Origin of the sequence: Blautia faecis (assembly GCF_027662325.1) — a bacterium.
GTDB lineage: Bacteria > Bacillota > Clostridia > Lachnospirales > Lachnospiraceae > Blautia_A > Blautia_A faecis.
Genome location: NZ_JAQDKY010000048.1, coordinates 9,643 through 24,482, shown reverse-complemented (window position 1 = coordinate 24,482; position 14,840 = coordinate 9,643). Strand labels below are relative to the sequence as shown.

Genomic DNA, 14,840 nt, shown 5'->3' with positions numbered 1-14,840 from the left:
CTATGGGAGCTGCGGCAAGGGAACTAAAAAATACAATTGTATCCGGGCGGGGTTAAACCAAGTGTATGGAAAAAATTTTAGAATGCATTTTAATAATGCAAAAGATCCGGAAGTTGGCCCTATTACAGGCTGGCCGCCTCACAAAAACGTAGAAGAAAGTAAAAACGTAATAACCTATGATATTAATTCGGAGAAGCTGACAGAAGAGCAAAAAGAAGTTCCAAGGATATGGAACGATCTGAGTACAAATGAGTAGGAAACAGTAATGTCAATGCTGCGTGGACTTCGGAAGAAGGAGAACAGTTCGAGTATATGTATCGGCTGTTCTTTTTTTTAATTTTTAAGTGTTAAAGCGGTGAGGTTTTTCTTGTGTAAAGTGGAGCAATGGAGTATAATAAAATAGGTTTTTTGCAGAATTTTAAAAGCTATAATAAGAAAATCGGCAAAACAGACGAAAGTCTGTGACGCAAAGCTACAGGGCCTGTAAAATGGCAGCCAGTTGCATGAACTGAGGTGCACTGTCTGTGAGACAGTGTTTTTTTACGGTGTTATTTCATAGACGTAACAATAATAATTTTATGGCAGGGAATCAGATATGAAAAATACGAGAAGGATAGTTAGGATAGACAGAAAATGAAAGGAAAAAAAGTGATTGCAGGCATTCTGCTTGCGGGAATTTTAGCAGTCACCCTGGCAGGGTGTAAAAACACAGATAACACGAAAGAAGAAACTGAAAAGCCTGTTATTACCCTCGGAAGCGATAACTATCCACCATACAATTATCTGAATGAGGATGGTGTACCGACGGGTATAGATGTAGAACTGGCTACAGAAGCTTTCAAAAGAATGGGATATCAGGTGGAGGTTGTCCAGATCAACTGGGAGAAGAAAAAAGAACTGGTAGAGAGCGGAGAGATTGACTGTATCATGGGCTGCTTTTCTATGGAAGGACGTCTTGACGATTACCGCTGGGCAGGACCGTACATAGCAAGCCGTCAGGTGGTCGCTGTAAATGAGAACAGCGATATCTACAGCCTGAATGACCTGGAGGGAAAGAACCTTGCTGTCCAGTCCACAACCAAACCGGAAGGCATCTTTCTGAACCGGACAGATGAAAGAATCCCAAAGCTGGGCAATCTGATCAGCCTAGGACACAGGGAACTGATCTATACATTTCTGGGAAAAGGCTATGTAGATGCAGTCGCCGCACATGAGGAATCGATTGTTCAGTATATGAAGGATTATGATGCAAGCTTCCGTATCCTGGAAGAACCTTTGATGATCACTGGAATAGGTGTCGCTTTTGCAAAAGATGATGACAGAGGAATCTGTGAGCAGATGAGCCAGACTCTGGAAGAAATGCGTCAGGATGGCACATCCCTGAAAATTATTGGAAAATATCTGGATGATCCCCAGAAATATCTGGAGGTGGATGATCTTGGATATTAAGAGAAAGAAAAAAGAAAAACGAATCCAGCTGCTCGGTGGTATGATTGGAATCTGTGTGGCAGTAGTCTCTCTGTTTTATTTCTTTCATGCGGAGAAAACGGAAGCAGAGAAAAGAATGGTAGAGATTGTAAATTATGTCAAAGTGCAGTGTTCCACCTACACCCATTATAATGAATCTTCGGAATCCAAAAGCCTCCTCCGTGCTATTGAAAGTGCCAGACAGATGAGTACAAATATTAAAACGGAAAAAGAAAACGGCGGTCATCTAAGCCGGGAGTTCCTGAAAGAAAACCTGCAGACTCTCTGGGTGGATGGTATCATTGTACTGGATACAGAGGGAAAGACGGACTGCGAATACAGTACGGATGAGTCTCTGACTGATGAGATTACGGAGTATCTGCAAAAAGACATTATTATGGATTTTACCGGATATGAAGAAAGATCTTATTCAGAACGGTTTGCCAGGGAAGACGGATCCTATATTGATATTGCAGCCTGTGCCAGAAAAGATGCACCGGGTATTGTGGCAATCTACTATTACACATCTCCTGAATTTTCCAGAAACTATACACTGACGATACAGGGACTTTTAAATGGTTATAGTATCCAGAAAGATGGAACGATTATTGTCGCAGACGAGGGGATTGTTGTTGCCAGCAATGATGAGAGCCTGCTGGGGCAGAATACGGCTGACAACGAAGTTATTCAGGCAATGAAGAGACATACAGATAGTCAGCACATTTACCATTTGAAGAATGAAGGAATCGGATGTTACGGAATTATGCTGAAGCAGAGGGATTATTATATCTATGCGTATCTTCCGGATACAGAAGTGTTCCATAACCTTCCACTAAGTGTGATAAGCGTTATTTTTCTTTATTTTCTGATGTTTAGTATATTCTGGTTCTGGACATACAGAACCAATCTGGCACACCGAAAACAGGAACAGGAAAAAGATGAAAAATATAAAGAAGAACTTCTGATAGCAGCAAAAAAGGCAGAAGCAGCCAATGAGGCAAAAACAGAGTTTCTACAGCGAATGAGCCATGATATCCGGACTCCGATCAATGGAATCTGCGGCATGGTACATATGGCAGACTATTATGCAGATGATATGGAAAAGCAGACGGAATACAGAACAAAGGTGAAAGAAGCATCTAACCTGCTGCTGGAACTGGTAAATGAAATTCTGGATATGAGTAAGCTGGAGTCAGGCGAAATCGTTCTGGAAGAGATTCCATTTAATCTGAGCAGTATTTCAAGGGAAGTACTTGCTGTAATCGAGCAGATGGCTGCAGAACAGAATATCAGGATCGTGTGGGAGAAAAAAGAAATCACACACCGGGATTTTATTGGAAGTCCGGGGTATGTGAAACGGGTGATGATGAATATCCTGTCCAATGCGGTGAAATATAACAGAGAAAACGGACATATCTATATCAGCTGCATGGAAATCCCAGCCGGACAGCCAGGAATGACCACAATGGAATTTGTCTGCCGGGATACCGGAATCGGAATGACTGAGGAGTTCCAAAAACATATTTTTGAACCATTTGCACAGGAACACACAGGAAGCCGCACAAAATTTGCCGGAACAGGACTTGGGATGCCGATTGCAAAGAATCTGGTCGAGAAAATGGGCGGAGCCATTACCTTTGAAAGTGAAGAAGGCACAGGAACTACATTTGTGATCCGGGTTCCGTTCAAAATAGATATGAATGCGGATAAACGTGAAAAACAGAAGGATGTATCAGAAAAATCTATAAAGGGGTTGCATATTCTTCTGGCAGAAGATAATGAGCTGAACATGGAAATTGCAGAATTTATGCTCCAGAATGAAGGTGCTGAGGTGACGAAAGCATGGAATGGACAGGAAGCTGTTGAGCTATTCAGAAAAAGTAAACCTGGTGAATTTGATGTCATTCTTATGGACATTATGATGCCGGTTATGAATGGTTATGAAGCTACAAAGAAAATCCGTTCTCTGGACAGAGAGGATGCAAAGATGATTCCGATCATTGCAATGACAGCAAATGCATTCACGGAGGACAGACTGAGAGCTAAAGAAGCAGGAATGGATGAACATATAGCAAAGCCTGTTGATGGAAAATTATTAATAAATATAATTTATAAACTAATGAAACACAGTTTCAGGGGGAGTCATAATGAAAAAGAAAAAACGGAGTAAGTTACTTGCTGTACTTCTGGTGATGGCGACAGGCACATCACTTTTGTCAGGCTGCGGCAGAAAAATTGCAGAAAAAGAAGATGCAGAAACCATCACAGTGTATTTATGGAGCACCAGCCTGTATGATAAATATGCACCATACATCCAGGAACAGCTTCCGGATATCAATGTTGAATTTGTAGTCGGCAATAATGATCTGGATTTTTATAAATTTCTTGATGAAAACGGTGGATTGCCGGATATTATTACCTGCTGCCGGTTTTCCCTGCATGACGCAAGTCCGCTGAATGACAGTCTGATGGATCTTTCCACAACCAATGAGGCAGGTGCTGTCTATGATACCTACCTCAGCAGTTTTATGAACGAGGATGGCAGCGTAAACTGGCTTCCCGTGTGTGCAGATGCCCACGGTTTTGTAGTGAACAAGGACCTTTTTGAAAAGTACGAAATTCCGCTGCCAACCGATTATGAAAGCTTTGTCTCTGCCTGCCAGGCATTTGACGAGGTGGGAATCCGTGGCTTTACTGCAGACTATTATTACGATTATACCTGTATGGAAACACTGCAGGGTCTGTCTGCATCAGAATTGTCTTCTATAGACGGACGCAAGTGGCGCACCACCTACAGTGACCCGGATAATACAAAGAGAGAAGGTCTGGATGATACCGTCTGGCCGGAGGCTTTTGAACGCATGGAACAGTTTATCCAGGATACCGGGCTGAACCAGGACGATCTGGATATGAATTATGATGATATAATTGAGATGTACCAAAGTGGTAAGCTTGCCATGTACTTCAGCAGCTCAGCTGGTGTAAAAATGTTACAGGATCAGGGCATTAACACAACATTTTTGCCATTCTTTCAGGAGAATGGCGAAAAGTGGCTGATGACGACCCCATATTTTCAGGTGGCATTAAACCGTGACCTGACACAGGACGAGACGCGCCGGAAGAAAGCAATGAAGGTACTGAATACAATGCTTTCAGAGGATGCACAGAACCGGATCATTAGTGATGGACAGGATCTGTTAAGCTACAGCCAGGATGTGAATCTTAAGCTTACGGAATATCTGAAGGATGTGAAACCTGTGATCGAGGAAAACCACATGTATATCCGTATTGCGTCAAATGACTTTTTCTCCGTTTCCAAGGATGTGGTTTCGAAGATGATTTCAGGAGAATACGATGCAGAGCAGGCCTATCAGTCATTTAATTCCCAGCTTCTTGCGGAAGAATTTGCTTCAGAGAATATCGTGCTGGATTCACAGAAATCCTATTCCAACCGTTTTCATAGCAGTGGGGGAAATGCGGCTTATTCGGTTATGGCAAACACTCTGCGTGGTATTTATGGGACGGATGTGCTAATCGCAACCGGAAACAGCTTTACGGGAAACGTGCTGAAAGCTGGATATACAGAAAAAATGGCAAGAGACATGATCATGCCAAACAGTCTTTCGGCATATAGCTGCAGGATAAGCGGGGCAGAACTGACAGAACTGGTCAGAAACTTTGTAGAAGGCTATCAGGGAGGTTTCATTCCCTTTAACCGTGGCTCTCTGCCTGTGGTCAGCGGCATTTCCGTGGAAGTCAAAGAAACGGATGATGGCTATACATTGAGTAAAGTTACAAAAGACGGAAAAAAAGTTCAGGACAAGGATACATTCACGGTAACCTGCCTTGCGATACCAAAACACATGGAAGCCTATCCCACAGATGAGAATATTGCGTTTGAGGGAGAAGACACCTTTGTGAAAGATACCTGGACAGGATATATTTCAGATGGTGATGCCATTCTTGCAGAGCCTGAAGACTACATGACTCTGAGGTGAGAAGAATGGATATTAAGAAGCATAACAAAGGCAGAGAAAAGACTGTTAGGAGAAAACGATTCCGGATCGCTGTCTTTACAGCTGTTTTACTGGGAATTGTTCTGATGGTTTTCCGATATTTTGACTTTGTGTCGAAAACTATTTATGAGGAAAGTGTTTCCCATCTGACGGAGGTTTTTCATCAGTCTGATAATATGTTAAGGGAATTGACAGATAAGAACCTGACTTATCTCCATATTTGGGGTGAGAATCTGCAGAATACCTCAAGCGAAGATGAAATCCGTAATTATATAAAGAATGCGCAGGAAGATGCCGGATTTTTGGATTTCTTTTTTCTGTCAGCCGACGGGAACTATAAGATGGTGACAGGGGAAACCGGGTACCTTGGATTACAGGAAAATATTGAAGAGGACATCCGGCAGGGAAATGATGTGATATCAAATGCAGCAGTTCCGGGAAAATCCCAGTTGCTTGTTTTTGCCACTCCCAAGGCTCATGGAAACTATCAGGGATTTGAATATGATGCCATCGCCATTGCTTATGAAAACTCTAATATCGTAGATGTACTGGATATTTCTGCTTTCAATGGAAATGCACAGAGTTTTATTGTTCATCCGGATGGCCGTGTTGTGATCGATCATTCTTCTGAGTTATGGGGGAATGTATATAATTTCTTCGGTGTTCTGAGAGAGCATTCTGATATGTCTGAAAAAGAGGTCAATGAGCTTTCGGAGAAGTTTAAAGCAGGACATACTGGTGCGATGCTGGTAAATCTGGATGGAAGGAACTATTATCTGGTCTATGAAAAATCAGATATTCAGGACTGGGTATTTCTGGGACTTGTACAGGCAGATATTGTCAATGCCAGTATGAACAGCCTGCAGAGCAGTACAATGCTTCTTGTTGGTGCGGTCGTGTTCTGTATTGCTGCTTTTCTTATCAGTCTTATTATTCAAAAAAGCAGGACAAATCTCAGAAGAAAGGATACGGAGATCCGGTACCGGGATGAGCTGTTTCAAAAGCTTTCAATGAACGTGGATGATGTCTTTCTGATGCTGGATGCAAAAACATATCAGGCAGATTACGTCAGCCCAAATGCGGAAAATCTGCTGGGTATTACGGTAGAACAGATTCGTAGAGATATTCGTGTTCTGGGAAAATTGCATCCGGCGGAATATGAAGATCCGGAGAAAAATTATCTGGAAGAAATCAAGGTTCATGAACAGCGAGAATGGGATTTTGAATATGTTCATCAGAAAACAGGGGAAAAACGCTGGTTCCATAATATTGCAATGGGTAGTGAGGTAAATGGAAAAAAGAAATACATCCTGGTTCTGTCGGACCGTACCTCGGACTGGAAAATGAACCAGGCACTTTCTGAGGCAGTCCGTGCGGCGGAGACAGCAAACAGGGCCAAGAGTACCTTCCTTTCCAACATGTCTCACGATATCCGGACACCAATGAATGCGATCATCGGCTTTACCACACTGGCTGTAAGCAATATTGATGATAAAAACAAGGTTCGGGATTATCTGGGAAAGATCCTTTCCTCCAGTAACCATCTGCTTTCCCTGATCAATGATATCCTGGATATGAGCCGGATTGAGAGCGGAAAGATCCATCTGGAAGAAACGGAGGTCAGTCTGTCGGATGTGCTTCATGATCTGAAGACGATCATCAGCGGGCAGATCCATGCGAAACAGCTGGAGCTTTATATGGATGCCATGGATGTGACAAATGAGGATGTCTATTGTGATAAGACACGACTGAATCAGGTGCTGCTGAATCTTTTGTCCAATGCGATCAAGTTTACTCCTGCTGGCGGAACCGTTTCTGTCCGGCTGAAACAGTATCCGGGTCTCCAAAGAGGCAGTGAATTGTACGAGATCCGGGTGAAGGATAACGGAATCGGTATGAGTCAGGAATTTGTACAGAAGATCTTTTCTCCTTTTGAGCGGGAGCGGACTTCCACTGTGAGCAGAACCCAGGGCACAGGACTTGGCATGGCCATCACTAAGAATATTGTGGATATGATGGGTGGCACCATTGAGGTCCGGACAGAGCAGGGGAAAGGCACCGAATTTATCGTCCGTCTGCCATTTCGGACTCAGCCTGAGAATCACCGTATAGAGAAGATTGCAGATCTGGAAGGTCTTAAGGCTCTGGTTGTAGATGACGATTTTGATACCTGTGACAGTGTGACCAAGATGCTTGTGAAGGTTGGAATGCGTTCGGAATGGACACTTTCCGGTAAGGAGGCTGTTCTGCGTGCAAGGCAGTCTATGGAGCTTGGGGATGCATTCCATGCTTATATTATTGACTGGCGTCTGCCGGATATGAATGGTATTGAAGTCACCAGACAGATCCGCAGCCTTGGTGATGATACGCCGATCATTATCCTGACTGCTTATGACTGGTCAGACATCGAAGTGGAAGCCAGGGCTGCAGGGGTGACTGCATTCTGTGCGAAGCCTCTGTTTATGTCAGATATCAGAGATACCCTGATGGCTGCTATCGGCCAGAGTCAGGCTGAGCAGGAGAATCCCGTTCTTCCTAAGACAAGCTTAGATTTCAGAGGCAGGTGCATACTGCTTGTGGAAGACAATGAACTGAACCGTGAAATTGCGGTGGAGATCCTTAACGAATATGGTTTCTTGGTTGATACTGCAGAAAATGGGGCAGAGGCAGTGGAGAAGGTTAAGAGTTCGAAACCGGGCGGTTATGATCTGGTGCTGATGGATGTGCAGATGCCTGTAATGAACGGATATGAGGCAACTAAGCAGATCCGTGCCCTTACTGATCCGGCACTGTCAGGAATTACCATCCTTGCCATGACTGCCAATGCTTTTGACGAAGACAAAAAGAAAGCACTGGAATGTGGTATGAATGGCTTCTTATCCAAGCCAATTGTTATAGAGGAATTGATCAGTACGTTACAAAACAATCTGGTAGATTAGTAAAAAAACTGCTAAGAAGTTCGGTTAACAACTTTTTAGCAGTTTTTTTTATTTATTCGGAAAATTTATCACTGTAACGAAGCTGCATATCTTCCCAATCCATGAACAATACATAAAATACTTTTCCGTATTGCTGGCTTTCTACGATTCTTCCATGATCAAGCACGGAAAGATAAGTTCCGTCAGCTTTTCGAAGATGAAAGTGAATATAGTCATTGTCATTGCCTGTGTCAATCTGTTCCCAGATGCTTGTTTCAATCTGTTGCTGTTCATCTTGTCGGATCAGATTGCGGAACCTTTTTTGAGTAAGCCTGAATAGTTCATCCATGCTCTTATAACCAGCCATATGAAGAAATTCGTGGTTTGCATAAAAGAGCTCATCATCTTCTTTGTCTGCCCTGTATATGATAAATGCACCTGGAAGGTGTTCAGAGATATCCTTCAGTGCAAATCCAAGCTGTTTGCGGACTCCTGACTGGAGCCCCTTTCTGTAAGCCATACATCCGTTTTTTCCATGCAGTTTTATTTCATAAAGAGCTGCATCTGCACAGCGCATAAGCTGTGAAGGGCTGGCTGCAAATGTTGGATATTCTGCATATCCGAGAGATATGTAAAATGCAACTTTTTTACCGTGATATGAAAACGTTTTTGGAAGCTTAGTGAATTGCTGCAGCTGTTTATCTGCTTCCTTAAAGGTACAATGTGGTAAAAGAATGCAGAATTCGTCACCACCATTTCTTCCAAGCAATGCATCGGATGGGAAAAAAGCTTTCATACTGTCTGCCAGACTCTTTAATGCTTTGTCTCCGTAACTATGGCCATAGATATCATTGATAAACTTAAAGTCATCAATATCAAGGAGCGCAGCCACAAAATGTGTTTGTGGATTTTTAGAAATTATTTTTTCTGCTAATTCATCAAATCCATAGCGATTATAAATATTTGTAAGAGAATCTGTGCGCGCCAGTATTTTATATTTGTTCTTGTGTTCTTTTGCTACCAGCCATACCCTGGTAAGCACTGACAGAAGAAGGCTTATAGTAAGAAACATACCACTGATAATTATCAGTAGTGTGTTATTTCTCCATCCGGTTTTAGGAGTTACCTCAAGCTTCCAGGTTCCATCTCCTACTGTAAAAGCGTAAGAAACCGGATGATCTATTTGACCATCTGACTGATAAACCACTTTATAAGTATCACTCCAGGGAGTGTCTGTTTTTAAAATTTTGTATTCATATCCAAAATTTGAAAGTGCAATGACTGCATCTGAAAAAATATCCGGAACACGCAGGATAACAATGGTAAATCCCCAGAAATATTCTTGTCCGCTTTTATCCTTCAGGTAGACTGGATTGCGGACTGCAATTCCATAACCGCCCTGTTTTAATTCGAAGGGCCCCTGCGTAATGGTTGCATGGTTATCTCTTGCATAACAGGAAATCTCTTTACGGTCTTTATCATGGAGCAGATCAATCTTACCTGCCTCATTTCCTTCAGCCGGATAAATATCTGTTACAACACCATTAGGAGCGAGCTGCACGCTTTCAATAGAATCAGACATAAGATTCCCGGCAATCGTGTCAAACTGATGGATTTCGCCATTTTCACTGATTAAGGTCTGTTCCAAAGCATTTGTAATTTCAATTCCATCTGCAATTTCATTCTTTATGCGTTCACCATAGGTGGTTGCGTTTAATTGTGCCAATATGTGTCTCTGATTTTTTTCATGGGTGTCTGTTTTGTATACAATTAAACCAAAAAGGCATATGCCCAGTAAAAAAATAATAAGAGGCACAAGTGTTTTTTTCTTCACTTGGTTCACCTCATTTTATTCATTGGAGTTTTTATAATAAAGCATTATATCATAGAAGTTGAAAAACGGAATAAGTTTTAAAAAAAATGACAGTATAATGACAATATGTTTTTGGGCGTTAAAACGGCGTTAAAACGGTAATGTTTTTCTTGTGTACAGTAGAGTACTATAGTATAATAAAACCAGTTTTTTGCATAAGTTTAAAAGCTATAATAAGGAAATCGGGAAACCAAATGAGAGTCTGGGACGCAAAGGTACGGGGCCTTTAAAAGGGCAGCCAGTTGCATAAAATGAGGTGCACTGTCTGTCTGACAGTGTTTTTTTACGGTGTTATTTCATAGACGTAACAATAATGACTTTATCAGGAAAGAATAAGGAAAATAAAAGTATGAAAAAGGTAAAACGTTGTCTGACAGCAGTGGTGTCAGGTGTACTTGTAGCAACTGCTGTCTTGTCTGGATGTGGACAGTCAAAGAAAGAAGTATCTAAAAATGATGATCATCTTACCGTTTATCTGTGGGAAAATCGTTTGCTGAAAAATATTGCACCCTATATCCATAAACAATTCCCAGATCAGGATATTGAATTTATTATTGGTAACAATGATACCGATTTATACAGTTATTTTAAAGAACATGATGAATTACCGGATATCATAACAGTACGTCGATTCTCCGGAACAGATGCACAGGACTTACAGCCTTATCTTATGGATTTTGCTTCTTATGATGTTGTTTCCAAGTATTATTCTTATGCGTTGCAATATTATAAGAATGCGGAGGATGAAATCCAGTGGCTGCCAATCTGTGGTATTCCGCAGACGATCATTGCCAACAAAACACTGTTTGATCAGTATGGAATTAAGATTCCGGAAAATTATGAGGAATATGTACAGGCATGTCAGCAGTTTTATGATAATGGCATAAAACCGTACTCTATGGATCTTGGTGAAGACTGGTCTAATAATGAAATCATTCAGGCGGCGGCAATCGATGAGTTTACAAGCCTGGATGGTATTGAATGGCGAAACGGTGCAGAGACTGCAGCGGATGAAGTAAAGTTTGATGATACATTATGGAAACGCATTTTTTCAAAAACCAGCCAGTTTCTTAAGGACTCGCACTTTGGTAAAGAAGATATCAATATTGACGTCGATACAGGAATCCAGATGTTTGTCGAGGGAAAATCAGCAATGTTTCATGGACATCCGACGGTTATGCAGCAGGTGCAGAAACAGATGGATGCGGAGCTGATCCGTATTCCTTACTTTTCACAGACATCGGATGAATCCTATGTGTACATGACTCCGTCCTTAAACATTGCATTTAACAAAAACCTGGAAAAAGACCGGGAGAAACTGGATACTGCGCTGGATGTGCTGGATTGTATGATTTCAGAAGAGGGGCAAAAGCTGATTGCGGATGGAAGCGGCGTTATTTCGTTGAATACAGATGTTCCAACCATGATGCAGGATGTGCCTGGACTGGAAGATGAAATTAAAAATAATGCTGTTTATATCCGATATTCCGCTCAAAAATCATTTGATGCAAGTCTTGAGGCTGTTCACGGATTACTGTCAGGGGAAATGGATGAAACACAGGCTTATGATACTTTTCGCAGTGTAATGAATCGTAAAGATCCAGAAGAAAAAGCAACGGTGAATTTTGAAAATGAATATTCCATTTCACTGAACGATAGAAATGGCCGTGATGCAGCATCTTCCATTTTAACTACGATCAGAGAAGAAAATGATGCACAGCTGGCTCTGGCACCATATTATTATTTCACTTCTTCTATGTACAAAGGAGAATGCACCAGCAGCCGGGTTGGCATGATGACAGCGAAGAGTTCAGATACAGCATTATATGTTGCAAAAATGAATGGTAAACAGGTTTATGAACTCGTGGAAAATTATCTCGCCGATGCTGATGAGAATTTTTACGTAACCAATAAATACGAATTACCAATTGCATCCGGTATGAAAATGATCGTCAATCAAGCGGAAAGCGGATTTTTGTTAAAGGACTTGACAGTTAATGATAAGAAAATAGACAAAGAAAAGGAATACTCGATTCTTCTTACAGACACCACAATGTCTGTTTTGAAAAAAATAAATCCGAAATGTGAGATTGAGCAGCTTAAAGATACAACATTATCAAGTGCATGGACCGAAGCAATGTCAAAAGGACAGCAGCCGTCAGCACCGGAAGATTATATAGAGGTTGAACAGTAAAAGTGGAGATAGAACAAACGGTAAATAAAAGAAAAAAAATAACAAGGCTATTGCTTATACTACTTATTATTCTTTTAAGCTTAGTTTGTATAAAGTATCTTATAAGTAAGTCTGGCAAGTATATCAGCGAAAATGGAAAAAGCAGTATGGGAGCTGTTGTTGAACAGATACAGCAGACCTATGATCTTCAAGTGAGTGGATACTACAACCAGCTGCAGTTGGTTGAGGAATTTTTACTTCATGAGAGGGAGCTGTCTCTTGAAACGGATGTGAACAAAAGTTTCTTTGAAGCATGGGAAAAAGAATCGGAAAGTACACTTATATTCCTTCAGGAAAATGGTCAGGCAATATCAGCAGGTGGAACAAAAATGCGGATTGATATGCCAAGTAAATTTCTGCTGGACTTAAAGAATGGATACAATATTGGAAAACTGGTGCGTCTTGATTATGATCAGGAGAAAAAAGACGGTTATCTGGTTGCAATCCCATGTCAGGAATACACTATCAATGGGGAAACTTATACGGCAATTGGAACTGTGTATGATCATTCGAAACTGGATTCCATGTTAAAACTGAAAGGTTATTATGGGAAAGCATATTTGTTCATGCTGGATCATGACGGAAATATTACGTATACGAACCTGAGTGGTGATAAATACCAGCGTAATTATTCCTTGTTAAAACATTTAAAAGGGGAACAGGCTATTACAGAAGAAGAGGCTGATTTGTTCAAAAAGAAGTTTGATAACGGAGAATCCGGAGTTGCACTTTTGGGAAAACAGAACCCCTATTATCTGGGGTATTGCCCGATAGAAAGCAACAACACCATTTTGGTATGTATTGTGGCAAAGGGAGTTATTGACAATGTGCTGAGGGATTACCAGAAAACGGTGTTGTGTACAACAACACTCATGGCAGGTTTTATACTTTTACTTTTTGCCGGATTATTCTACAGTATTTCCAGACTTAGTCTTGCAGATCAAAAAGCAGAATATGAAAAAAGAAATAATGAACTTCATTTACAAACAATGAAGGAAATGGAAGTAGTCAATCAAAAACTGAAAAAGGCAAAGAACGTTGCAACAGAGGCTTTACAGACAGCGGAAAATGCAAATAAGGCGAAAACGGATTTCCTGTCTAATATGTCACATGATATTCGTACACCTATGAATGCAATCATTGGTATTACGTCTTTGATCAGACATGATGCAGGTAATAAAGCAAAAGTTATAGAGTATGCAGATAAAATAGATATTTCATCACAGCATCTGTTAGGAATCATTAATGATGTTTTGGATATGAGTAAGATTGAAGCAGGAAAAACAGTCTTCAAGTATTCTGACTTTTCTATTCTGGATCTTGTACAGGAACTTGACACTATATTTCATACTCAAATATATGAAAAGCAGCAGACCCTTACAATCATAAAAGAAAATATTCAGCATGAGTGGGTGAATGGGGATCAGGTTCACCTGATGCAGATTTTCAGCAACCTGCTTTCCAATGCAGTGAAGTATACCCAGGAAGGTGGGGGAATTCAGTTCTTTGTAGAAGAATGTGAGACAAAGTCATCTGTCTATGCAAAGTATCGTTTCTTAGTTAGTGATAATGGTATGGGAATGTCGGCAGATTTCAAGGATACAATTTTTGATGCGTTTACCCGTGCGGAAAGTTCCCTTACAAATAAAATACAGGGAACCGGACTTGGAATGGCGATTACTAAGAATCTGGTTGAGGCAATGGGAGGTACCATTGATGTGGAGAGTGAACCGGGACAGGGAAGCTGTTTTGAAGTTCTCATAGATCTGAAGATTGCAGAGGATAGAACGGTTGCTCTGGCGGCACAAGAAGAAACAGATGAGCAGGATGGAAATATTCTGCAGGGAATGAAATTCCTGTGTGCAGAGGATAATGAGTTGAACGCAGAGATCCTGACGGAACTGTTAAAGATTGAAGGTGCGGAATGTACCATCTGTGAAAATGGCGAAGAGATTTTGAAAGCATTTGAACAGTCTGCTCCAGGTGATTATGACATGATACTGATGGATGTGCAGATGCCTGTTATGAATGGCTATGAGGCGACGAAGGCAATCCGCAGAAGTTCCCATGAACTGGCAAAGAAGATTCCGATCATTGCCATGACTGCCAATGCATTCTCAGAGGACATTCAGCATTCTCTGGCAGCCGGTATGAATGCACATATTTCAAAACCGGTTGAGATGAAGGTGCTGGAAAAAACAATCAGAAGTATAAAATCTGGTGGGGGGGGTACAGAAATGCAGGCTACTGAACAGTGACAAATGGATTTGATGCGGCAGTGCAATTTTGTTAAACCAGGAGGTTGACAAGGAGATGTATAGAGAAATATATTT

The 14,840-nt window shown here is 41.3% G+C and carries 7 protein-coding genes, 1 pseudogene and 2 riboswitches; of the genes and pseudogenes, 7 read left to right on the top strand and 1 reads right to left on the bottom strand.

The window, feature by feature from the left end:
* The 5 genes and pseudogenes from PGQ38_RS16930 to PGQ38_RS16910 all read left to right on the top strand — a co-directional run.
* Positions 1 to 256, top strand: a pseudogene (locus PGQ38_RS16930) (hypothetical protein); the annotation flags it as partial.
* A 175-nt stretch (positions 257 to 431) separates the two neighbouring features.
* Positions 432 to 507, top strand: a riboswitch (cyclic di-GMP riboswitch).
* 126 nt (positions 508 to 633) lie between these two features.
* On the top strand, positions 634 to 1,449 hold the full coding sequence (locus PGQ38_RS16925; RefSeq protein ID WP_187564832.1) for a substrate-binding periplasmic protein: 816 nt from the start codon (positions 634 to 636) through the stop codon (positions 1,447 to 1,449).
* A complete protein-coding gene (locus tag PGQ38_RS16920) occupies positions 1,433 to 3,637 on the top strand; it encodes an ATP-binding protein (protein ID WP_270432748.1) in 2,205 nt (734 codons plus the stop codon). The genes PGQ38_RS16925 and PGQ38_RS16920 overlap by 17 nt, the downstream gene beginning before the upstream one ends.
* Entirely contained in the window at positions 3,615 to 5,465 is a 1,851-nt protein-coding gene (locus PGQ38_RS16915) for an ABC transporter substrate-binding protein (RefSeq protein WP_270432746.1), read from the top strand. Before PGQ38_RS16920 ends, PGQ38_RS16915 begins: the two co-directional genes overlap by 23 nt.
* 5 nt (positions 5,466 to 5,470) lie before the next feature.
* Positions 5,471 to 8,422, top strand: a complete 2,952-nt coding sequence (locus PGQ38_RS16910) for a response regulator (protein ID WP_270432744.1) — start codon at positions 5,471 to 5,473, stop codon at positions 8,420 to 8,422.
* Positions 8,423 to 8,474: 52 nt separating this feature from the next.
* On the opposite strand, the gene PGQ38_RS16905 is transcribed toward PGQ38_RS16910, so the two are convergent.
* Positions 8,475 to 10,127 (bottom strand): sensor domain-containing diguanylate cyclase, encoded by a 1,653-nt coding sequence (locus PGQ38_RS16905; protein ID WP_243284472.1) that lies wholly within the window; start codon positions 10,125 to 10,127, stop codon positions 8,475 to 8,477.
* 321 nt (positions 10,128 to 10,448) lie between these two features.
* Positions 10,449 to 10,524, top strand: a riboswitch (cyclic di-GMP riboswitch).
* Between the two features lie 99 nt (positions 10,525 to 10,623).
* Here PGQ38_RS16905 and PGQ38_RS16900 point away from each other — a divergent pair.
* The gene (locus tag PGQ38_RS16900) at positions 10,624 to 12,468 is read left to right on the top strand and encodes an ABC transporter substrate-binding protein (RefSeq protein ID WP_270432743.1); all 1,845 of its coding nucleotides are present in this window, start codon (positions 10,624 to 10,626) and stop codon (positions 12,466 to 12,468) included.
* A 146-nt stretch (positions 12,469 to 12,614) separates the two neighbouring features.
* A complete protein-coding gene (locus tag PGQ38_RS16895; RefSeq protein WP_270432742.1) occupies positions 12,615 to 14,765 on the top strand; it encodes an ATP-binding protein in 2,151 nt (716 codons plus the stop codon).
* The last annotated feature ends 75 nt before the right edge of the window (positions 14,766 to 14,840 follow it).